This is a genomic window from Kumtagia sp. (assembly GCF_059502445.1).
In genome coordinates this window covers 54,132-76,298 of the sequence record NZ_JCACER010000023.1, presented here as the reverse complement: position 1 = coordinate 76,298, position 22,167 = coordinate 54,132, and the positions used below count along the sequence as shown (strand labels likewise).

The following is a 22,167-nucleotide window of genomic DNA, read 5'->3' as shown; positions in this document are numbered from 1 at the left end:
CAATTATAGAGGGCGCATGAAAAACCCCAAGGCAAAAAGCGCCGCAGCGCGTCCGGCGGTCGGCCCGGCGAAGGCAAAGTCCCGGCCGATGCGGGCTCGCCCGGCTTACCGGCCGGAGGAGGTGCACGAGATATTCCGCCGCTTTTCGGTGCAGCGGCCGGAGCCGAAGGGCGAGCTCGAGCACGTCAACGCCTTCACGCTGCTGGTAGCCGTGGTGCTGTCGGCGCAGGCGACGGATGCCGGCGTCAACAAGGCGACGCGGCCCTTGTTCGCGGTGGCCGACACGCCGGAACAGATGGTGGCGCTAGGCGAGGGGGAGGTAGGACGGTACATTCGCACCATCGGCCTGTGGCGCGGCAAGGCCAGGAACGTGATCGCGCTGTCGCAGGCGCTGGTCCGCGACCATGGCGGCGCCGTGCCGGACGACCGCGAGGCGCTGACGGCGCTGCCCGGCGTCGGCCGCAAGACGGCGAACGTCGTGCTCAACATGGCCTTCGGCCAGCCGACCATGGCGGTCGACACGCATATCTTCCGCATCGGCAACCGCATCCTGCTGGCGCCCGGCAAGACGCCGGAGCAGGTCGAGGCCGGGCTGGTGAAAATCATCCCGCCGCAATACATGCGCCATGCCCATCACTGGCTGATCCTGCACGGCCGCTATGTCTGCAAGGCGCGCAAACCCGATTGCCCGCGCTGCGTGATCGCCGACCTGTGCAAATCACCGGAGAAGACGACGTCGGTGCCCGCACCGCTGGTCGAGATCGGGGCGACCGGCGGGTTGCAAGCCGCTCAGTAGCCCACACCGCGCGCCATCGACGCGGCGAACACCAGCACCAGCGCCAGGAACGCCGCCTCGGCCTTGAGCCAGCCGCGCAGGCGCGAGACCTCGGCGTCGGGCACCGTGGCCAGGCCGGCGCGGCGCCAGGCGACGATGCGGCGCGTCGGCCCTATGGACAATAGCCCGATCGCCACGAAGGCCGCCATCTTCATCCAGAAGACTGGGTAGTAGACGTAGTACTCCCAGCCCTTCAGCCCCCAGACGACGCGGCCGATGCCCACCAGGATCAGCAGCATGGCGACGCCGCCATAGGCCGAATCGACACGGCCGAGGCGCGCAAGATCAACCGTTCCCAGACCGGGCCGGACAAGCGCCAACTCGACGGCGATGAGCGCGGCGAGCAGGAACGCCAGGAAATGATGGGCGATCGCCAGAACGAGGTCGAGCAGCAGGTCGTCCATGGCGCGCTCCGTATGTTGACAATGTCAAGATTAAGTCGCGGCCGTTGGCGTGTCAAGGCGCAAGGCGGGAGGGCAGCGAGCCCCGATCGATGGGTCCTGCGACTTGCTTCGCCCGGGCGCCCCGGTTCCGAGACTCCGTGCCTGCGCCGCATTCCGCGAAATCGACCTCGCTCCGATGCCGACGCGATGGCGCATGGCGCTTCGGCCGGGCAGGCTCTAACAATGCCCCCTGGAATCAGTGGACGGGGCATGCGGCATGCGGTTCGACGTGGTCATCATCGGCGGGGGGTCGGCTGGGTCCGTGCTGGCGGCGCGGCTGAGCGAGAATCCCGACCGCCGCGTGGCGCTGATTGAGGCCGGCCTCGAGCCGACGGATCCGGACATCGCCAAACCGTCCATGTGGCCGTTCATCCAGGGCCGCGACTACGACTGGGCCTTTGAGACGGTGTCGCAGGCCGGCACGGCTGGGCGGGTGCATGCCTGGCCGCGCGGCCGCGTCGTCGGCGGATCGAGCTGCCTGCACGCCATGGCGCATGTGCGCGGCCATCCCGACGATTTCGAGGCCTGGGCGGAGGCGACCGGCACGCGCAACTGGTCCTATGACGGGCTGCTGCTGGCCTTCCGGCGCAGCGAGCGCTTTTCCGGCGGCGGCTCCGAGCTGCATGGCGGCGACGGCCCGCTTGCCGTCTGGCTGCCAGGCGAAGAGGTCAATCCGGTGGTGCGCGCCTATATGGAAGCCGGATCGCAGCGTGGCGTGCCGGCGCTCGGCGACCACAACGGCCGGCGCCTCAACGGCACCGCGCCGAATGCGCTCACCATCCGCGACGGCCGCCGTGTCAGCGCCGCCGACGCCTATCTGACCGCCGCCGTGCGCGCCCGGCCCAACCTCGCCATCCTGACCGGCCTGCTGGTGCACCGCCTGGTGCTGGAGGGCGATCGCGCCGCCGGCGTCGCCGTCACCCGCGGCGGCGGCGGCGAGATCGTATCGGGCGGCGAGATCGTGCTCTGCGCCGGCGCCATAGGCTCGCCGCTGCTGCTGCAGCGGTCCGGGATCGGCGATCCCGAGACGCTGCGGCGGGCCGGCGTCGCCTGCCGGCTGGCGGTCCCCGAGGTCGGCCGCAACCTGCACGACCATCTGCTCGGCGCCGGCAACGTCTACCGCTCGAGCCGACCGGTGCCGCCGACGAGGCTGCAGCATTCCGAATCGCTGATGTATCTCAACGCCGCCGACGTCACGCGGCCGGACGGCGCGCCCGACATCGTGCTCGGCTGCGTCACCGGCCCTTCCGTCTCCGAGAGCTTCGCGCCGATCGCGCCGGGCTTCGCCTACACCCTGCTGTTCGGCGTCACCCATCCGACCAGCCGCGGCTTTCTGGCGATCGGCGGGCCGGAACTTTCCGACCGGCCGCTCATCGATCCGGCCTATATGGAGACCGAGCACGATCGCCTGACCTTCCGCCGTGCCTTCGAGGTCGCCCGGGAAGTCGGATCGGCGCCGGCGCTCGATGACTGGAAAGCCGACGAGCTGCTTCCCGGGCCGGGTGTACGGACCGCCGCCGAGATCGATGCGTTCATTGCGAAGGCGGCGATCACCCATCACCATCCCGTCGGGACGTGCCGCATGGGTGCCGACACAGAAGCTGTGGTCGACCCGGCGCTGAAGTTCAACGGGCTCGACAATCTCTCTATCGTCGACGCCTCGGTGATGCCGACGATCCCATCCGGCCCGGTGCATGCGGCGGTGCTGGCGATCGCCGAGACCTTCGCCGCGGGATGGACGGACCGGCCGTAACGGCCACCATCTGACCCGGTCCCGCCCCCGCCGTCCCGGTTAGCCTGGCGCGGCTCGTCGGTCGGCACGCCGGAGAGGTTATGCCGGCGGCTGGCTAGACGGGAAACCGGGCCCGGTAGCGCTCCAAAACGTCGGGATTGCGCAGGTTGACCGGCAGCGCGCCGGACAGCACCCGCACCGCCTCCTCTGCCGCGCCGACGCCCATCGCCATCATGCTCTCCTCGGTGATCCCCGCCAGGTGCGGCGTGACGATCACATTGTCGAAGCCGAGGTAAGGGTGGTCGGCGGGCAGCGGCTGGGTCTTGAACACGTCGAGCGCCGCTCCGGCGAGCCGACCCTCGCGCAGCGCCGCGATCAGTGCCTCGTCGTCGACGACCGCCCCGCGCGACACGTTCACCAGGATGGCGTCCGGCCGCATCGAGAGGATGCGCCGGCGGTTCATCAGCCCGGTCGTCTCGGGTGTCAGCGGGCAGGCGAGCACGACGATGTCGCTCTGCGCCACCAGTTCGTCGATCGCGACGGGGCGCACAAAATCGGGAAAACCGGCGCCGCTGCGGCTGTTGCCGAGCACGGCAAGGCCGAAGCCGTGATGCGCGTTCGCCGCGACCTGCCGCCCGACCGCGCCCATGCCGACGATGCCGATCGTCCGTCCGGCAAGCTCGCGCGCCGCGTTGGCATGGTCGCGGCCGGCAAGCCAGCCGCCGTCGCGGAGATCGCGGTCGATGGCGCGAAAACGCCGCAGCAGCGCCAGGGTGACGAACAGCACATGCTCGGCGACCGAGCGGGCGTTGACGCCGGGCACGTTGGCGACCAGCACGCCCGCCTCCGTGGCGGCCTCCACCGGGATCATGTCGAGCCCGGCGCCGTGGCGGATCGCGGCGCGGATACCATGCGTGCCGACGAAGATTTCGGACGGAAGCGGCGCCCTGACGATGATCACGGCCGCGTCGTGCGTTTCCCGGACGAGCGTGTCGGTATCAAGCGCAGAGGCGATCCTGAGTTTGCCCGCCCGCTCCAGCATGGCGGTGGCGCGCGGATGCAGCGCATGGGTGGACAGGATCACCGCCATGGCCGGCTGCTCGCGACTGGGAGCGCCCGACGCGCGAAGAGGTGCGCCTTTCGAGGCTCGTCAGGCCCGAGAAAGCGGCGGACAAGACCGGCCCGGGCGAGCTCCGAACGACGCATGGACAAGACCCTCACATCGGCCGGCCGGCTCGCCAGGGCGACGGCTACCTCCACCCCTGACCGGCGCCCCTCGCCCTTGTGGGGAGGGGCTTTCGTCTCAACCAGGCGCCAGTCGTCGACCGTTCTGGCCGGCACAGCGGCCGCAAAGTCCCCGTCCGCCTTGTGGGGAGGGGTTGGGCGTGGAGGTAAGAGGCGGCTCGGTTTCGCAGCGGGTTTCATGTGCAAGTGCCCCAGCCGGCACATCACACCGTTTCCGGCGTCTTGATCGGCTCTGCGGTGCCGCTGATCAGGCCCTTCCAGTAGCTTTCCGCGCCCTGCAGATGCGCGCTCATCAGCGCCTGCGCCAGATTGCCGTCGCGACGCAGCAGCGCGTCGAAGATCTGCAGGTGCTCGGCATGCGAGCGGCGGCCGCGCTCGGGATCCTTGAAATAGACCGGCAGCCGGTGCTCGCCCATCAGGTAGTAGACGCTGCAGACCTTGTGGAAGACGCTGTTCTGCGTTGCCCTCACGATCTCCAGATGGAAATCCCGGTCCTCGCGCGCCAGCGCCTCGCCCGCCGCCAGCCGCGCCTCGGAGGCGGCGAGAATTTCGCGCAACCGCTCGAAATTCTCCTCTGTGGCCCTGCTGCAGGCCAGCTCCGCCGCCTTGATCTCATGGATCTTGCGCAGTTCGACCGTCTCGTAGATCTGGATCGGATCGAGCGGCACGCCGGCCTTGGCGAACAGCGCCATCGCCTCGACGCTCGCCTGGTTGGTGGTGAGATAGATGCCGGACTTGGCCCGCCGCTCGACGATGCGCATCGCCTCCAGCACGGCCAGCGTCTCGCGGATCTGGCCGCGGCTCACACAAAAATGCTCGGCCAGTTCGCGCTCCGAGGGGGTGCGGCCGGTATCGGCGTTGGAATAACTGTAGAGGTAGGCGGCCAGTTCCGCGAGGAGATCCTTTTCCTTCATTTCGATCAGCCGCGCTGGGCGTGCGCCTCCAGGAATTTCTCCGACACGGTGAACCCGAGCCCCGGCTTGTCCGGAATGGCGACCATTCCGTCCTTCGCCTCGACCGTCTCCTCGACGAGGTCGTGGATCATCGGGTTGGCGCCGAGCGAATATTCGACGGTGAAGCTCGCCGGCGAGGCCGCGCATAGATGCAGCCCGGCGAAAAAGCAAGGCGCGCCGGCCCACAGATGCGGTGCGAAACGCAGGTTGAAGGCACTCGCCAATGCCCCGATCTTCATTGCCTCGCTGATGCCGCCGCAGAAGGCCGGGTCGGGCTGGAAGATGTCGGCGGCCTTGAGCACGGCGAGATCGCGGAAATCCCAGCGGGTGGCCTCGCTCTCGCCGGCGGCGATCGGCACCGGGCCGGCGGCCCGCACCTCCGCCATGCCCGCCTTGTCGTCGGCGATCACCGGTTCCTCGAACCAGGCGAGGTTGCAGTCGGAAACCAGCGCGACGAAGCGCCTGGCCTCGGCCACCGTATAGGTGCCGTGCGCGTCGACCATGATGTCGACGCCGTCGCCGAGCGCCTGCCGGGCGGCGCGGACGCGCGCCGCGGAAATGTGCGGCGCGCCGTCCATCGCCCCCACCCGCATCTTCACCGCCCCGAACCCGCCGGCGTCGATGTAGGATTTGAGTTGCTCTCCGATCGCCTCGGCCGGCGCCCAGCCGCCGGAGGCATAGGCCGGCAGCCGGTCGGCCTTGCGGCCGCCGAGGAGCTGCCACACCGGCTGGCCGAGATGTTTTCCCAGAATGTCCCACAGCGCGATGTCGATGGCGCTGATGGCGGCGATCGTCATGCCGCGCCGCGCGATCTGCGGCATGGCGTGGCCTTGCCTGGCCGCCGTCTCGGCGCGGCTGCCGTTGTAGAGCATGTCCCAGATCGGTCCGATGTCGCCGGCGTTGCGGCCGACCAGCATCGGCCCGATCTCGTGGTTGAGCATGTGCACCAGCGCGCCGTAGGAGCCGGCGCTGCCGGCGGCGTTCTTGCCTTCTCCCCAGCCGACCAGGCCGTCCTCGGTCTCGATGCGCAGGATCGCCGCGTCGAAGGTCCGGACCTGTCCGAAGTCGCTGCGGTGCTGGCGCGCGGCTTCTATGGGGATGCGTACCCACCAGGCCTGTGTCTTCTTGATGCGCATGCGGTGTCCGTTGCCTGTTGCGAGGAAGAGGCTCGCGCCGGCCACCGCCCCCCGGTGGCGGCCGGCGCGGCGAGACGCGCGCTACTTGATCAGCGGCAGCAGCGTCTCTGCTGTGATGCGCATCTGGTCGGTATAGAATGTCTCGGTGAGCAGGCTGGAACCGTGGTCCTGGATGAACTTCAGCTGTTCCGGCGAGATGTCGACGGGGTTGCGCTCGACCATGTCGGGATAGCGGGCGGCCGGGGTGCGGTCGACCGGCGCCACGAACTCGTTGGTCAGCGCGCCGTCATAGCCGATCTCCCTGAGCGTCCCGACGATCCGCTTCCAGTCGATGGTGCCGAGCCCCGCCGCGAAGCGGTTGTTGTCGGCCACATGGAAGTCGAACAGCCGCTTGCCGACCTTGCGGATCGCCTCGTGGACGTCGAACTCCTCCATGTTGAGGTGATAGGCGTCGAGGCAGACGCCGCATTCGGGCGACACCGCGTCGGCCAGCGCCAGCGCCTGCTCGCCGCGATTGAACAGGTAGGTCTCGAAGCGGTTCAGCGGCTCGACCGCGATCCGCACCCCGACCTTTCTGGCATGGCCGAAACACTCGCGGGTGGCGTCGACCACCCAGCTCCACTCCTCCTCCTCGGTGCCGTCCGGCACCACCTTGCCCACCGTCGCCGGCACCAGGGTGATGATCTCGCCGTCGAGCTCGCTCACCATGGTGAGCACGTCCTTGACATACTGCACCGAGCGCTCGCGTTGACCCTGGTCCCTGGCGGCAAGATTGCGCTCGCCCAGCATCAGCGTGACCGCGCCCCAGCAGCGGATGTCGTGCTCCTTGAGCAAGGCCCGCGTCTCGCCGGTCTTGTACTGCTCCGGCTCGCCGGAAATCTCGATAGACTCGTAGCCGAACCGCTTGATGCGCTTCAGCGTTACCTCCAGCGGCTCGGCGCGCATCCAGTTGTGCGTCGAAAGATGCATGATCCAGGTCTCCAGTCCTGCCTTGAATTCGCTCCGCCGCGCGGAGCCGTTTCCTCCCGCAAGGCCGTCCAGTCTTTTTCGCAAACTGGTTCGACCAATTGGGCTTTAGAAGATTTCTAGCCCATTTGCCTTCCGGTCGCAAGAAGGTGCAGGTCGAGCAAGGGGATGCAGAACATGTTTATGAAAACACTACAAAAATGGGCGATCTGCAAGCAGAGTGACGCACTGCCATGCGTCCGGCGCGGCCTTGACCTCGTTTTCAGATTTGGTATGACCAGAGCGACGAAGACCAACCGCGGTCGCTGTTCCCCTCGAAGCCTTGCGGCTGCGGCGGAAATGCCTAGGATGCGGCCGCGATCCAGGAGGAGACAGATGGCCAAGACGATGAAGGGCCCGGCGATATTTCTGGCCCAGTTCGCGGGTGACGCCGCCCCGTTCAATTCCCTTCCCGCCATCGCCAAGTGGGCGGCCGGGCTCGGCTACAAGGGCGTCCAGATCCCGACCTGGGACGGAAGGCTGTTCGACCTGGAGAAGGCGGCGACCTCGAAGACCTATTGCGACGAGGTGAAGGGCATCTGCGCCGATGCCGGCGTCGAGATCACCGAGCTCTCCACCCATCTGCAGGGCCAGTTGGTCGCCGTGCACCCCGCCTATGACGCGCAGTTCGACGGCTTCGCGCCCGCCGCGGTCCACAATAACCCGAAGGCGCGACAGGCCTGGGCGGTCGAGCAGATGGAGTTCGGCGCGAAAGCCTCCCAGAACCTTGGGCTGAAGACCTCTGTTTCCTTCTCCGGCGCGCTCGCCTTCCCCTATCTCTATCCCTGGCCGCAGCGGCCGGCCGGCCTGATCGAGGAGGCCTTCGCCGAACTCGGCCGGCGCTGGAAGCCGATCCTCGACAGATACGAGGACGCGGGCGTCGACATCGGCTACGAAATCCATCCCGGCGAGGACGTGTTCGACGGCGCCACCTTCGAGATGTTTTTGGACGCCGTCGGCGGCCACAGGCGCTGCAACATCAACTACGACCCCTCGCACTTCCTGCTGCAGCAGCTCGACTATCTAGCCTTCATCGACATCTATCACGAGCGCATCAAGGCCTTTCACGTGAAGGACGCCGAGTTCAATCCAGACGGGCGGCAGGGCGTCTATTCCGGCTACCAGGGCTGGGTGAACCGTGCCGGCCGCTTCCGCTCGCTCGGCGACGGTCAGGTCGATTTTTCCGGCATCTTCTCGAAACTCGCCGCCTACGACTACGATTCCTGGGCGGTGCTGGAGTGGGAATGCTGCCTGAAGCACCCGGAAGACGGCGCCGCCGAAGGCGCGCCTTTTATCCAGCATCACATCATCCGGGTGACCGAGCGGGCCTTCGACGATTTTGCGGAGGGCAAGTCCGACAAGGCGGCGCTCAGGAAGATGATGGGTATAGAGAGCGAGTAGCGACTAGGGAGTAGCGAATAGCGAACATGAAACGTCGTCCGATCGGTCGCGCATCGAACCCGCTATTCTCTATTCGCTATTTCGCTATTCGCTCATTTGGGAGACACCAATGGTATCCGGCAGGCAGGTCGAATCAGGCTCGGGGCCCATCCGTTACGGCATGGTCGGCGGCGGGCAGGGCGCCTTCATCGGCGCGGTGCACCGCATCGCCGCGCGTATCGACGGAGAGTTCGAGCTGGTGGCCGGCGCGCTGTCCTCCAGCCCAGAGCGAGCCAAGGCTTCCGCGGCGGAGCTCGGCCTCGATCCGGAACGCAGCTACGGCTCCTTCGCCGAGATGGCCAAGGCCGAGGCGAAGCGCCCGGACGGCATCGAGGCGGTCGCCATCGTCACGCCCAACCACATGCACTGGCCGGCGGCAAAAGCCTTCCTCGAAGCCGGCATCCACGTTATCTGCGACAAGCCGCTGACCTCGACCCTGGCCGACGCCAAGAAGCTGGCGGCGCTGGCCGAAAAGAGCGGCAAGCTGTTCGTCCTCACCCACAACTACACCGGCTATCCGATGATCCGGCAGGCGCGCGAGATGGTGGCGTCCGGACAGCTCGGCGACATCCGCGTCGTCCAGGCCGAATATCCCCAGGACTGGCTGACCGAAAAGGCCGAGGACAGCGGTTCCAAGCAGGCGGCCTGGCGCACCGACCCGAAGCAGTCGGGCGCCGGCGGCTCGACCGGCGACATCGGCACGCATGCCTACAACCTGCTGCGCTTCGTCACCGGGCTGGAGCTGGACAGCCTGGCCGCCGACCTCGACGCCTTCGTGCCCGGCCGGGCACTCGACGACAATGCGCATGTGCTGCTGCGCTTCAAGCCGCGCGGCAAGGCGCCGGGCGCCAAGGGCATGCTGTGGGCGAGCCAGGTGGCGCCCGGCAACGAGAACGGCCTGAAGCTCAGGGTCTACGGCACCAAGGGCGGCCTCGAATGGACGCAGGCAGACCCGAACTATCTGTGGTGGACGCCCTTCGGCCAGCCGCGGCAGCTCATCACCCGCGGCGGCGCCGGCTCCGGCCCGGCGGCGGCCAGGATGACGCGCGTGCCGCCCGGGCACCCCGAAGGCTATCTCGAAGGCTTCGCCAACATCTATGCGGAGGCCGCACGCGCCATTCGCGCCATGCGCAAGAAGGGCGGCAAGCCGCCGAAGGACGTGATCTTCCCGACCGTGCAGGACGGTGTCGAGGGCGTCGCCTTCGTCGAGGCCTGCGTCCGATCCTCGAAGAAAAACGGTGCCTGGACGAAGCTGTAACGCCTTTCCGCCGGTGCTTTCTTCCGCGGCGCCGCGGCGCCCGGGCCGGCTGAATCCGCCCCCGGGGTAGAGCTGTCCGGCGTGGCGCCGTCGGAATATTTTCGCAATACCTTGATTTGGATCGGAATAAGGGTTAGTTATGCCCCATCGATCTTGCTTGTCGAACTTTGTTCTGGCGCCAACGCGCTTCCGACGATCTTCCCTCTCAAAATCGATTGCATTGCGTCGCCCTGCATACGGCCGGGCGAGCGTAGTTTCATGACCAATTGAAAAGGAAGCCGTCATGACCACCGGAACCGTCAAGTTCTTCAATTCCACCAAAGGCTTCGGCTTTATCCAGCCTGACGACGGCGCTGCCGACGTGTTCGTCCACATCTCGGCCGTCGAGCGCGCCGGCATGCGCACGATCGTCGAAGGGCAGAAGATCAGCTTCGACATCGTCAAGGACAACCGCTCTGGCAAGAGCGCGGCCGAGAACCTCACGGCCGTCTGACCATTCGGCACCGATCCGTGACCACGGATGTACTGGCACGGATCGTCGCCACGACGATGAAGGCCGGGCTCGCGCCCGGCCCTTTTGTTTTCGAGGACGAACCTTCATCACGGAGGGCAAAATGACCAAGGCGATCGAGCGGCTGAGCCTGCTGAAGACGTCGCGCTCAAGGGCTGAGACCAAGGCCGAGGTGACCGACAGCGCCGCCCGGACCATTGTGGCGACGGAAGCGGCGAAGCGCGACGCCAAGACGGCGAAGCTCCGCCAGGCGCGACTGGCAAGGGAAGCACTCCAGGTCGACGCGCCGCCGGAAAAACGCGGTTCGCGCAAGCCGGCGAAGAAGAAGGCTTAGATCGTCCCGTTCACGGGTTTCCGAATTCTCCTCCGCTGCGGGGAGAGGATGCCGGTGCGCTGGCTGCGGCCGGCGCGGACGATCGACGCGGCAGCCTTCCGACGAAGGCCGTGTCGGCCCCGGCGGTGACGCAATAGCCGGGCTCCGGCAGGATCGATCCGGCGTCCTACTTGATGTGCGTCTGCACGACCTTCTGGCAAGCCGGCGAAAGCTTGTCCATCTGCTTGGCGAGGCACTCGAGCACCCGGCCGCCGCCTGGGATGACGCCCGGGCAGGCGCCGCGTTCCTCAGCCGTCTGGGCGCTGGCCTGCCCTGCGGACAAGGCGGCGAGCAAGGCCATCGTGCTCCCCTTCACCCACATCTTACCCCTCCTTTGGAGTTCCCCGGACAGCTATACTTCGAACGGGAATCGCTATAGCGTCAAACGAAAAACCTGAGGTCGAGCAGTTCTCTCCTCGGCGTTCCTGTGATTGACGGAGTAGGGGGGCTTCCATCACGCAGCAATATTGCGCACCGGAAGACGCGGATCGGGCGTCGGACCGGGAGAAAGCCCCCTCATCGGGCTTGACGCGGCTGGCTAGGAGAGCGGGTCCGCGCGGGTTCTGTGCCGTCGTTCTGGCGGCGATGCTTGCCGCCTGCACCGAGCAGAACACCTATGTGCCGCCGCCGCCGCCTAAGGTGGACGTTGCATTGCCGTTGAAGCAGGATGTCACGCCCTATCTGACGGCAACCGGCAACACCACCGCCGTCAACTCGACCACTCTGGTGGCGCGCGTCCAGGGCTTCATCCAGGAAATCGACTACAAGGATGGCGACGAGGTGAAGGCCGGCACGGTCCTCTTCCTCATCGAACCGGAACCCTATCAGCTGGCCCTGGAGGACGCGCAGGGCGCCCAGGCCAGCGCCGAAGCGACGGCGAAGAACTCGCAGGCTGAATTCGTCCGCCAGCAGGATCTGGTGAAGAAGGGCGTCTCCCCGCAGTCCTCGCTCGACCAGGCGACCGCGCAGCGCGACGCCGACGCCGCTCGCCAGCGGCAGACGGAGGCGGACACCAAGAAGGCGGCGCTCGACCTCAGCTACACCCAGGTGAAGGCGCCGTTCGACGGCATCGTCACCGCACGGCAGGTGTCCATGGGACAGCTCGTCGGCGGCGCGGAAGCCACCGTGCTCGCCAGCATCGTCCAACTCGATCCGATCTACGTGAACTTCACGATCAGCGAGCAGGACGTCTTGCGTATCCGCGCCGCTATGCGGCAGCGTGGACTGACCCCGGCCGATCTCAAGAAGGTCGAGGTCGAGGTCGGGCTGCAGACCGAGACCGGCTTTCCCCACAAGGGCCTGCTCGACTATGCCGATCCGAGCGTCGACGTCTCGACCGGCACGCTCGGCGTCCGCGCCGTCCTGGCCAATGCCGACCGCCAGCTTCTGCCCGGCTATTTCGTCCGCGTCCGCGTGCCGCTCGGCAACGAGCCGGGAATGCTGCTGGTTCCCGATCGCGCCATAGGCGCGGATCAGGCCGGGCGCTATGTGCTGGTAGCCGGCAAGGACGACATGGTCGAGCAGCGCACGGTGCAGATCGGCCAACTGGTCGGCGACCTGCGCGTGATCACCGCGGGCGTCGCCGCCGAGGATCGCGTCCTCGTCTCCGGCCTGCTCGACGTGGTGCCCGGCCAGAAGGTCGAGCCGCAGGTGCGGACCCTCGCCGCCCAGTCCGCCGGTTCGGCGCAATGATCTCGAAATTCTTCATCGAGCGGCCGGTGCTGGCGAACGTCATCGCCATCCTGATGGTGGTCATCGGCATCGTATCGGTCATCAACCTGCCGGTGGCGCAATACCCGAACGTCGTGCCGCCCACGGTGCAGGTCACCACTCGCTATCCCGGCGCTAGCGCCCGCACCGTCATCGACACGGTGGCGCTGCCGATCGAGCAGCAGGTGAACGGCGTCGAGGACATGCTCTACATGCAGTCCTACGCGGCCGCCGACGGCAGCTATTCGCTGACGGTGACCTTCGCCATCGGCACCGATCTCGACCAGGCCCAGGTGCTGGTGCAGAACCGCGTCTCCAGCGCCATGGCGGCGCTGCCGCAATCGGTGCAGGTGCAGGGCGTCAATGTCCAGAAGAAGTCGACCGCCATCCTGCAGATCGTGACGCTGACCTCGCCGGACGGCCGCTACGACAGCCTGTATCTCAGCAACTATGCCACCATCCGGCTGAAGGACGAGATTGCCCGCCTGCCCGGTGTCGGCAATGTCGGCGTCTTCGGTGCCGGCCAGTATTCGATGCGGATCTGGCTGGACGCCGAGAAGATGCGCGTGCGCAGCCTGACCGCGCAGGATGTGGTGCAGGCGCTGCAGCAGCAGAGCGAGCAAGTCACGGCCGGTCAGGTCGGCATGCCGCCCACCCCCGACGGCCAGTCCTTCCAGTACACGATCGACGTTTCGAGCCGCCTCGACGATCCCGATCAGTTCGCCGGCGTCATCGTCAAGTCCGGCGGCAATGCGGAACTGACGCGCGTGCGCGACATCGGCCGCGTCGAGCTCGGCGCCCAGACCTACGGCCAGGTGTTCAACCTCGACGGCCAGCAGGCCGCCGGACTGGCGATCTTCCAGTCGCCCGATGCCAATGCGCTCGATGTCGCCAAGGCCGTCGGCGCCAAGATGGACCAGCTCGCCGCCGAGTTTCCGCAGGGCATCGCCCATGACATCCCGTTCGACACCACCGTGTTCGTCAGCCAGGCCATCGGCGAGGTCTACAAGACGCTGATCGAGGCGGCGGTCCTGGTGCTGATCGTCATCCTGCTGTTCCTGCAGGACTGGCGGGCCATGCTGGTGCCGGCGACGACGGTTCCGGTGACGATCATCGGCGCCTTCGCGGCGATGGCGGCAATGGGCTTTTCGATCAACCTGTCGACGCTGTTCGCCATCGTGCTCGCCATCGGCATCGTCGTCGACGACGCCATCATCGTCGTCGAGGGAGCCGCCCACAACATCGATCGCGGCATGTCCGGCCACGACGCCGCCATTGCCGCGATGGACGCTCTGTTCGCGCCGATCGTCGGCATCACGCTGGTGCTGATGGCGGTGTTCCTGCCGGCCTCCTTCCTGCCCGGCCTCACCGGCCAGATGTATGCGCAGTTCGCGCTGGTCATCGCTGCCACCGCCCTGCTCAGCGCCGTCAACGCGGCGACGCTGAAGCCCACCCAATGCGCCCTGTGGCTCAGGCCCTCAGTTCCGATGGAGCGGCGCAACGCCTTCTATCGGGGCTTCAACGCGCTCTATCAGCGCCTGGAGAACGGCTATGCCCGGCTGATCGGCTCCATGGCCCGCCACAGCGTGCCGATGGTGCTCATCGCGCTGGCGATCATCGGCTTGGCCGGCTACGGCATGTCGCGGGCGGCGACCGGCTTCCTGCCGATCGAGGACCAGGGTTATGTGCTGGCCGCCGTGCAGCTTCCCGACGGCGCCGCACTCGGGCGCACGCAGGCGGCGATGCAGCAGGTCGAGCAGATCGCCAGGCCGATCCCCGGCGTCCGCCAGGTGATCACCATCGCTGGCGTCTCGGCGCTCGACAACAGCTCGACGCTGGCCAATGCCGGCATCGCCTACATCATGTTCGACGACTGGAGCGAGCGCGGCAAGGCCGAGTCCCTTCCCGCGCTCTATGCCACGTTGAGCAAGAGCTTGGAGGCGGTCCAGGACGCGCGCGTCCTGGTCCTGCCGCCGCCGCCGATCCAGGGCATCGGCAATGCAGGCGGCTTCACCATGCAGATCGAGGTCCGCGACGGCAGCTTTGATTTCGGCAAGCTGCAGCGCTCGGTGAACGCCATGGTGCTTGCCGCCGAGACCCAGTCCGGCATCCAGCGGATATCGGCGCCGTTCCGCGCCAGCGTGCCGCAGTACCGGGTCGAGGTCGACCGCGAGAAGGTCGAGAACCTGGGCCTGACCACGGACGCGGTGTTCTCTACGCTGGCGAGCTATCTCGGCTCGACCTATGTCGACCAGTTCAACAAGTTCGGACGGGTCTTCCAGATCTACGTGCAGGGCGACGCGCAGTTCCGCCTGAAGCCGGACGACATCGGCAATCTGACCGTGCGCAACAAGAACGGCGACATGATCCCGCTGGGCACGGTGCTGACCGTCACGCCGAGCGTAGGCCCTTCGCTGATCAGTCTCTACAATCTCTATCCCTCGGCGTCGCTCGTCGGCGTGCCGGCGCCGGGGTTTTCGTCGGGCCAGGCGATGCGGCTGATGGAGGAGATCGCCGAAAAGACGCTGCCGCCGGGCGTCGGCTTCGACTGGACCGCGCTTTCCTATCAGGAGAAGCTGGTCGGAAACCAGATGTACCTGGTCTTCGCGCTGGCGCTGCTGCTGGTCTATCTGGTGCTGGCCGGGCAGTATGAGAGCTGGATCGCGCCGGTTTCGGTCCTGCTCGCCGTGCCGTTGTCGCTGATAGGCCCCGTGGCGGTGATGCTGGGGCTGGGCGTCGAGATCAACCTTTATGTGCAGATCGGCCTGGTCCTGCTGATTGCCCTGTCGGCCAAGAATGCCATTCTGATCGTCGAGGTGGCGCGCGAGCTGCGCCACAAGGGCATGCCGGTCGTGGAGGCCGCGGCGGAAGCCGCTCGGGCGCGGTTCCGGCCGATCCTGATGACCTCCTTCGCCTTCATCCTCGGCGTGCTGCCGCTGGTTTTCGCCACCGGCGCCGGCGCGAGTGCCCGCCGCTCGATCGGCGTCACCGTGGTCAGCGGCATGACCGCCTCGGTTTGCCTGGCGGTGCTGTTCGTGCCGTCGTTCTTCGTCGTCCTCCAGCGCTTCGAGGATTGGCGCGCCTCGCGCAAGAAGCCGGTGGCACCGTCGCCCCGCGCCGAAGCGGTCGAGGAGGCCGCGGACGGCCGATAGCGCCGACGGGCCGGTCATGGGCTGCGCTGGCCGCCGAATTGGACCGCGAGACTCCCTGATCCGGCAGCCTTCTGTCTCAGCGGGAACAGGGTACTTGCGCCATTGGTGCGCGAGGAAAATCATCGCGCGCCGCCGACCCGCGAGGTCAAGAAAAACTATCGTTTGAATCAATCGAAGCTGACATTGTTTTTCGACCGGTCAAATTCTTATCCTTGATCGTCGATGGCTGCCGATCATGTCGCAGCCTTCGCGGGAGGTCAGGATGAGGCATGATTTCGAGACGCACCGCCGTCAGGCGATGAGCATTTTCCGCGCCTGGGGCATGCCTGCGGAGAAGGCCGGGAAATCGGCGGACGTGCTGGCCTGGGCCGATCTTCATGGCCTCGAGAGCCATGGCATCGCGTTGTTGGTCGAATACAACGAACGGCGGCAGACGAGGCCGATCAACTTCCAGTCGAAGCCCGTGCTCGTGCAGGAGACGGCGGTCAGCGCCCTGCTCGACGGAGACGGCGGCCTCGGCCACGATCCCGCCATACGGGCCATGGAAACCGCGATCGCCAAGGCGACGGCAGCCGGCGTCGGGGTGGTGTCGGTCCGCAATTCCGGTCATTTCGGCGCGCTGGGCTACTTCACCACCAAGGCCACCGATCACGATCTGATCGGCATCGCCGCCACCAGCGTATTCGGCATCCGCGTTCCCCCGACCGGCGGCGCGGCGGCCCGCTTCGGTACCGACCCGTGGTCCTTCGCCGCCCCCGCCGAGCCCGGCCGGCCTTTCGTGCTCGACATGGCCACGACGACCGTGGCGTCCGGCAAGGTCCGCAACAAGATCGTCGAAGGCCAACTCATGCCGCCGGGCTGGGGCATGGACGGCAAGGGCGTGCCGACGCTCGACCCGAAGGCGGTGATGGAGGGAGGCTTCCTGTCGCCGCTGGGTGGCGCGGCGGAGAGCGCCGGCTACAAGGGTTACGGGCTGGCCGCGATGGTCAACATCCTCGCCTCGTGCCTGTCCGGCTCCACGCTGATCACCGATCCTAACCACTCGAAACAGCCATGGGGCCTCGATGTCGGTCACTTCTTCATGGCCATCAATCCCGCCCTGTTCCGGCCGATTGCGGATTTCCGCGCCGATGTAGCCCGCTTCTGCGACGACCTGCGCGCAACGCCGCCGGTGGACCCGGCGAAGCCCGTCCAGGTGGCCGGCGACCCCGAGCGCAAGGTCCGCGCCGAGCGTGAGAAGACCGGAATTCCGATCGGGCCCGGCCTGCACCGCCGTCTCCATCGGATAGCGCAGGAATGCGGCGCCGACTGGGTGCTTTCGCCCGTTGATTCTGTCGACAGTTTACAGTTGACTGGCGACAGTGAACCGGGGGCGAACACGTGACATTTGCAGCAAGACCGATTGAACGATCCGAAAGCCTGAGCGCTCGCGTCTACAGTGAAATCGAACGGATGATCCTCACGGGAGACATGCAGCCCGGCAGCAGGATCAAGGAGGCGGTGCTTGCCGGGCAGATGGCCGTGAGCCGAGCGCCGGTGCGGGAGGCGACGCGGGCGCTGGTCGAGGCCGGTCTTCTCGTCTTCATTCCGGCGCGCGGCGTCTTCGTCCGCGAAATGTCCCACCGCGAGATCGCCGAAAACTACGACGTGCGCTCGCTGCTCACCGGCCTGATGTGCGCGCAGGCAGCGGAACGGCGTACCGGAGCCGAAGCGGCGAAGCTCAACCGCCTGATCACCGACATGGATGCGGCGATCGCCGCCGGCAGGATCGCGCGCTACTACGAGATCAACCTTGCGTTTCACGATCTGATCGGCCGCATCGCCGACCATTCCTGCGCGCGTCGCGTCTACAACGACCTGATCCGGGAAACCCATTTCCTGCGGCGGTCGCTGTCATCGCCGGAGCAGACCAATCTGGAGCATCGCAGCATCGCCGAGGCGATCGAGCGCGGCGACGCCGAGCTCGCTCGGCAGCGCGGGCTCGAGCATGTCCTCAACGGCAAGGCACGCTGGAAGGCATCCATCGAAAATGCGGCGTCCGTCGCGGCCGCCACATGATCCATCCATCCCAGGGAGACCTCACTTGAAAATCGCAAACATCACCGCCAGCCTGCATCGCCACGAGATCGACCTGCCCGGCATCGGCGAATCCATCGAATCCCGCATGTTCGTCTTCGTCGAGGTCGAGACCGACACGGGCGTCAAAGGCCTTGGCTGCACCGGCCAGTTCCTGCCCTGGTCGACCATGCCCTGCATCGAGGACCACATCTTCCCGCTGATCAAGGGCATGGATGTGTTCCACACCGAGGCGATCCATTCCAGGATCTGGAAGCAGCTCAACAACCGCGCCTACACCGGCGTCATCTCCAACGCCCTCTCGGCGATCGACATCGCGCTGTGGGACATCCAGGGCAAGATCGTCGGCAAGTCGGTTTCGGAGCTGCTGGGCGGCTATTCCCGCGAAGCCTACACCTACGCGACCTTCGGCTACCCGTTCTTCGACGAGCAGCAGATCGCCGACTATGCCAGGAAGTTCCTGGCCGACGGACACACCATGCTGAAGATGGTCGTCGGCGGCGAGCCGACCCGCACCTGGAAGGACGACGTGCGCCGCGTCTATGCCGCCCGCGAGGCGATCGGCCCGGACGTCGATCTCATGATCGACGCCAACTGCTACTTCAACCCGCATGACGCCTTCATGCTGGCGAAGGCCGTGGAGGACGCGAACCTGAAGTGGTTCGAAGAGCCCATCCAGCAGAACGACGCGCGCGCGCTGGCCGACCTGCGCAACCGCGTCAAGGTGCCGATCGCCGCCGGCCAGATGGAAGGCAATCGCTGGCGCTTCCGCGAACTCGTCGTCCACCATGCGGTCGACGTGCTGCAGCCGAACGTCCTTTACAATGGCGGCTACACGGAAGCCCTCAAGGCGGCGCATCTCGCCCAGGCCTTCAACCTGCCGTTGGCAAATGGCGGCGGCTGGCCGATCTTCAACATGCATATCCTGGCGGGCGTGATGAATGGCGGCCCGGTCGAATTCCACTACGGCATGTGGATGACCGGCAAGCATTTCTTCCACGGCACCCCCGACCCGGTGAACGGCAAGATGACGATCCCCGACGCGCCGGGCCTCGGCTTCACGCCTAACTACGAGGCGCTGAAGGACGGTCGGGTCATGGATCCCAAGGGCAGCCAGTTCACCGGCCGTGACGCGCACGGCTACCTGTTGCGCGAAACCATTGAGAACAAGCGCGCCTGACGAACGCGGCGCGGGACCGCCGGACGGCCGGCGGTCCCGGCGCGATCCAATTTAAACTGGGAGGAAACGAACCATGACCTACGGACTCTGCAATCTTATCGGCCGCGGCCGTGTCGCCGGCCTAGGCCTGCTCGCGGCCGCGGCCCTTGCCGTCACCCCTGGGGCGGCTGCCGACTACCCGGAGAGGGACATCACCATGATCATCCCGTTCGGCGCCGGCGGTGGCAGCGACACGCTGGCCCGCACCATCGCCGGCGTGATCGAGGAGATGAAGCTGATCCCGGTGAAGATCCTGCCCGAGAACCGCACCGGCGGCTCCGGTGCGATCGGCTACAGCGCCGTCGCGAAGGAGAAAGGCAATCCCCATTATCTGGCAACCGTCAGCGTCAGCTTCTTCACGACGCCGCTGCTTGGCGGCTCGCCGGTAAGCTACAAGGACTTCACGCCCCTCGCTGCGATCGCCCAGTCGCCGTACATCATGGTCGTCCCGTCTTCCAGCGAGTACCAGAAGCTCGACGACCTGAAGAAGACGCCACGCTTCACCACCGGCACCACGGGCGTCGTCTCCGACGCGGCACTGCTGGCCAAGATGACATCCAACGCGCTCGGCATCCAGATCGACTCGGTGCCGTTCGACGGGGAGGGCGAGGTGATGGCGGCGCTGCTCGGCGGCCATGTCAATGTCGGCTTTCTCAACCCGTCCGAGGCGATGACGCAGATGACGGCCGGCAAGCTGCGGCCGCTGGCGATCACCTCGGCCGAGCGCTCGCCGGCCTTCCCCGACATTCCGACCTTCAAGGAACTGGGCTACGGCGACATTGTCCATACCCAGTTGCGGGGGCTGGTCATGCCTGCCGACGTGCCGCAGGAGGTCGTGACCTACTGGGAGGGCGTGCTGGAGAAAGTCGCGACCAGCGAGCAGTGGAAAAAGCAGTATATCGATCGCTTCTACGACGTCCCTGACTACGTCGACGCGGAGGGCTTCAAGGACGTGCTCGAGCGCACCAACGCGCGCTACGAGACGATGATGAAGGATCTCGGCCTCATCCAATAATGACTTGCGCGGGAGCCGCCCGACGCGGCGGCTCCCCATCCATAGGGAGGAGGAAAGCGATGAGCATTCAACGGCTCGACCAGCTGGTCGCCGCGCTGCTGGTGATTTTCGGTCTTTGGCTGGTCTACACGGGCATCGGCTATGGCGCGATGCAGGGCACCACGCCTGGCGCGGGGCTCCTTCCGATCATCGTCGGTTCGGCGATCGCGCTGCTCAGCGCGGTCAATCTCTACCGCGCGCTGGGCGGGCTCGAGAAGCTTGGCGCCGGCATGTCGGGCCGCGAGGCGGCGAAGGCCGCGGCCGTGATCGTGGCGCTGCTCGTCGCCGTCTGGGCGATTCCGTATCTCGGCATGACCATCGCCACCATGCTGGCGATGGCGGGGATCGGTCTGGTCCTGCGGACCGAATCCGGTCCGCGTTTCTTCGTCAGGCTGGCGGCCGTGTCGGTGCTGACGCCGATCGTTCTTCTGCTGCTGTTCCAGAATCTCCTGGGCGTGCCGATCCCCAAGAGCGTGTTCGGCTTCTAATCGGTCACGCGAGGGAGGAATCGCGATGGAAACGCTTGCCCTGCTGTGGGATGGAATTCTCGCTGCTACCGATCCGGGAATCTTTGCCTGCACCATACTTGGCGCGGTCGTCGGCTTGCTGATCGGCGCGCTTCCTGGCCTTGGTCCGACGGCCGGCGTGGCTATCATGCTGCCGGTGGCGGCAGGCTTCGGCGGCGTCGCGGCGATCGCCTGCCTGGGTGGCGTCTATTACGGCTCGATGTTCGGCGGCGCCATCACGTCGATCCTGCTCGGCATTCCAGGCGATGCGCCATCTGTGATGACCGTCCTCGACGGCTATCCGATGGCGCAGAAGGGAGAAGCGGGCCGCGCCCTCGGGACCAGCGTCTTCGCATCCTTCGTCGGCGGTCTTCTCGGCATCGCCGGGCTGGTGGCCCTTTCGGTGCCGGTATCCGGCTACGCGCTCGCCTTCGGCCCGACCGAGATGACGGCGATGATGTGTTTTGCCCTGTCGCTGCTCAGCGTGCTCGGCGGCCGCAACGTCTTCAAGGGTTTCGTGGCGCTGGCGCTGGGCTTCTGGCTGGGGATGGTGGGGCTCGATCCCATTTCCGCCTTGCCGCGCTATACGGCCGGCTCGATGAACCTGTTCGACGGACTCGACTTCTCGATCGTCGCCGTCGGTCTGTTCGGGCTTGCCGCCATCTTCATGTCGCTTGAGGTGAATGTAGACAAGCCGGTGGCCAAATACACCTTCGCCTCGCTGTTGCCGCGCATCTCGGACGCCGTCCGGACACGCTGGCAGCTGCTGCAAGGCTCGGTGCTCGGCTTCTTCGTGGGCGTCCTTCCCGGCGTCGGCGCCTCGGCGGCGACGATGCTGTCCTATGCGCTTGCCAAGCGCATATCGGCGACGCCGGAGAAATATGGCACCGGCATCGTCGAAGGCGTCGCGGCGCCGGAGGCGGCCAATAACTCGGCGTCCTACGGCGCGATGATCCCGCTGTTCACGCTCGGCATTCCGGGCTCGGCGACCACGGCGGTGATGATGGGCGGGTTGATCATGATCGGCCTGCAGCCCGGTCCGATGCTGTTCACCGAGAATCCAGAATTCGTCTGGTCGGTGTTCGGTTCCTTCGCGCTCGGCAACCTGGCGCTGGTGTTCCTGACGCTGCTGCTGACGCCCCTGCTGGCGGCCGCGCTGTTCATTCCGACCGCCTATCTCTATCCGATCGTCATCGCGATCGTCGTCTACGGCGTCTTCGCCATCGACAATTCGGCCTTCAACGTGATGCTGACCATCGTCGCCGGCGGCGCCGGGATCATCCTGGCGAGGCTCGACTATCCGGCGGTACCGCTGATCCTCGGCCTGGTTCTGGGACCGCTGCTCGAGCGCAACATCCGCCGCACGCTGATCCAGTCGCAGGGCGACCTGCTCGTCTTCATCGAGCGACCCATCGCGCTGGGGCTTTTCATCGCCACCTTGCTCGTGCTGTTGATCCCGCTGTTCCTCAAATTGATGGGGCGCAAGATGATCGCGGCGGACGAAGCCGAAGTCTGACGG

20 protein-coding genes are annotated in these 22,167 nt (G+C 66.6%); 14 read left to right on the top strand and 6 right to left on the bottom strand.

The features are described from left to right. Window positions 1–16 precede the first annotated feature (16 nt). Entirely contained in the window at window positions 17–796 is a 780-nt protein-coding gene (nth, locus tag AC5JDC_RS10020) for an endonuclease III (protein WP_495841234.1), read from the top strand. Here nth and AC5JDC_RS10015 read toward each other — a convergent pair. Next, the gene (locus tag AC5JDC_RS10015; RefSeq protein WP_495841233.1) at window positions 790–1,239 is read right to left on the bottom strand and encodes a DUF2214 family protein; all 450 of its coding nucleotides are present in this window, start codon (window positions 1,237–1,239) and stop codon (window positions 790–792) included. The two genes, nth and AC5JDC_RS10015, sit on opposite strands and share 7 nt — an antisense overlap. Window positions 1,240–1,495: 256 nt before the next feature. Here AC5JDC_RS10015 and AC5JDC_RS10010 point away from each other — a divergent pair, with 256 nt between their 5' ends. Further along, window positions 1,496–3,031: a GMC family oxidoreductase gene (locus AC5JDC_RS10010; protein ID WP_495841232.1), complete on the top strand. Its 1,536-nt coding sequence runs from the start codon at window positions 1,496–1,498 to the stop codon at window positions 3,029–3,031. A gap of 94 nt (window positions 3,032–3,125) precedes the next feature. Here the strand turns inward: AC5JDC_RS10010 and AC5JDC_RS10005 are convergent, their stop codons facing one another. The 4 genes from AC5JDC_RS10005 to AC5JDC_RS09990 form a co-directional block, all read right to left on the bottom strand. Then, window positions 3,126–4,100, bottom strand: coding sequence for an NAD(P)-dependent oxidoreductase (locus AC5JDC_RS10005; protein WP_495841231.1), 975 nt, complete (start codon window positions 4,098–4,100; stop codon window positions 3,126–3,128). 358 nt (window positions 4,101–4,458) lie between these two features. Continuing rightward, a complete protein-coding gene (locus AC5JDC_RS10000) occupies window positions 4,459–5,169 on the bottom strand; it encodes a FadR/GntR family transcriptional regulator (RefSeq protein ID WP_106773270.1) in 711 nt (236 codons plus the stop codon). A 5-nt stretch (window positions 5,170–5,174) separates the two neighbouring features. Further along, complete coding sequence (locus AC5JDC_RS09995) at window positions 5,175–6,344, bottom strand: mandelate racemase/muconate lactonizing enzyme family protein (protein ID WP_495841230.1); 1,170 nt, start codon at window positions 6,342–6,344, stop codon at window positions 5,175–5,177. An 81-nt stretch (window positions 6,345–6,425) separates the two neighbouring features. Continuing rightward, the gene (locus AC5JDC_RS09990; RefSeq protein WP_495841229.1) at window positions 6,426–7,313 is read right to left on the bottom strand and encodes a sugar phosphate isomerase/epimerase family protein; all 888 of its coding nucleotides are present in this window, start codon (window positions 7,311–7,313) and stop codon (window positions 6,426–6,428) included. Window positions 7,314–7,685: 372 nt separating this feature from the next. On the opposite strand from AC5JDC_RS09990, the gene AC5JDC_RS09985 reads away from it, so the two are divergent. The 4 genes from AC5JDC_RS09985 (at window position 7,686) to AC5JDC_RS09970 (ending at window position 10,892) form a co-directional block, all read left to right on the top strand. Beyond that, a complete protein-coding gene (locus AC5JDC_RS09985; RefSeq protein ID WP_495841228.1) occupies window positions 7,686–8,750 on the top strand; it encodes a sugar phosphate isomerase/epimerase family protein in 1,065 nt (354 codons plus the stop codon). A gap of 109 nt (window positions 8,751–8,859) precedes the next feature. Next, entirely contained in the window at window positions 8,860–10,047 is a 1,188-nt protein-coding gene (locus AC5JDC_RS09980; RefSeq protein ID WP_495841227.1) for a Gfo/Idh/MocA family protein, read from the top strand. A gap of 283 nt (window positions 10,048–10,330) precedes the next feature. Then, window positions 10,331–10,540 (top strand): cold-shock protein, encoded by a 210-nt coding sequence (locus AC5JDC_RS09975; protein ID WP_106773265.1) that lies wholly within the window; start codon window positions 10,331–10,333, stop codon window positions 10,538–10,540. A gap of 121 nt (window positions 10,541–10,661) precedes the next feature. Beyond that, window positions 10,662–10,892, top strand: a complete 231-nt coding sequence (locus AC5JDC_RS09970) for a hypothetical protein (protein ID WP_106773264.1) — start codon at window positions 10,662–10,664, stop codon at window positions 10,890–10,892. Between the two features lie 166 nt (window positions 10,893–11,058). On the opposite strand, the gene AC5JDC_RS09965 is transcribed toward AC5JDC_RS09970, so the two are convergent. Then, entirely contained in the window at window positions 11,059–11,253 is a 195-nt protein-coding gene (locus tag AC5JDC_RS09965; protein WP_495841226.1) for a hypothetical protein, read from the bottom strand. A gap of 263 nt (window positions 11,254–11,516) precedes the next feature. Between AC5JDC_RS09965 and AC5JDC_RS09960 the strand changes: the two genes are divergently transcribed. From AC5JDC_RS09960 to AC5JDC_RS09925, 8 genes are all read left to right on the top strand, one after another. Continuing rightward, a complete protein-coding gene (locus AC5JDC_RS09960; RefSeq protein ID WP_495841225.1) occupies window positions 11,517–12,623 on the top strand; it encodes an efflux RND transporter periplasmic adaptor subunit in 1,107 nt (368 codons plus the stop codon). Next, window positions 12,620–15,793: an efflux RND transporter permease subunit gene (locus AC5JDC_RS09955; RefSeq protein ID WP_495841224.1), complete on the top strand. Its 3,174-nt coding sequence runs from the start codon at window positions 12,620–12,622 to the stop codon at window positions 15,791–15,793. The genes AC5JDC_RS09960 and AC5JDC_RS09955 overlap by 4 nt, the downstream gene beginning before the upstream one ends. Before the next feature lie 262 nt (window positions 15,794–16,055). Beyond that, window positions 16,056–17,177 (top strand): Ldh family oxidoreductase, encoded by a 1,122-nt coding sequence (locus tag AC5JDC_RS09950; RefSeq protein WP_495841223.1) that lies wholly within the window; start codon window positions 16,056–16,058, stop codon window positions 17,175–17,177. Continuing rightward, window positions 17,174–17,851, top strand: a complete 678-nt coding sequence (locus AC5JDC_RS09945) for a GntR family transcriptional regulator (protein WP_106773261.1) — start codon at window positions 17,174–17,176, stop codon at window positions 17,849–17,851. Before AC5JDC_RS09950 ends, AC5JDC_RS09945 begins: the two co-directional genes overlap by 4 nt. 25 nt (window positions 17,852–17,876) lie before the next feature. Next, window positions 17,877–19,049 carry a mandelate racemase/muconate lactonizing enzyme family protein gene (locus AC5JDC_RS09940; RefSeq protein WP_495841222.1) on the top strand — a complete coding sequence of 391 codons (1,173 nt, stop codon included), beginning with the start codon at window positions 17,877–17,879 and terminating at the stop codon, window positions 19,047–19,049. 73 nt (window positions 19,050–19,122) lie between these two features. After that, window positions 19,123–20,103, top strand: coding sequence for a tripartite tricarboxylate transporter substrate binding protein (locus tag AC5JDC_RS09935; RefSeq protein WP_495841221.1), 981 nt, complete (start codon window positions 19,123–19,125; stop codon window positions 20,101–20,103). 59 nt (window positions 20,104–20,162) lie between these two features. Continuing rightward, complete coding sequence (locus AC5JDC_RS09930) at window positions 20,163–20,630, top strand: tripartite tricarboxylate transporter TctB family protein (protein WP_495841220.1); 468 nt, start codon at window positions 20,163–20,165, stop codon at window positions 20,628–20,630. A gap of 25 nt (window positions 20,631–20,655) precedes the next feature. Then, on the top strand, window positions 20,656–22,164 hold the full coding sequence (locus AC5JDC_RS09925) for a tripartite tricarboxylate transporter permease (protein WP_106773257.1): 1,509 nt from the start codon (window positions 20,656–20,658) through the stop codon (window positions 22,162–22,164). Window positions 22,165–22,167: the final 3 nt, after the last annotated feature.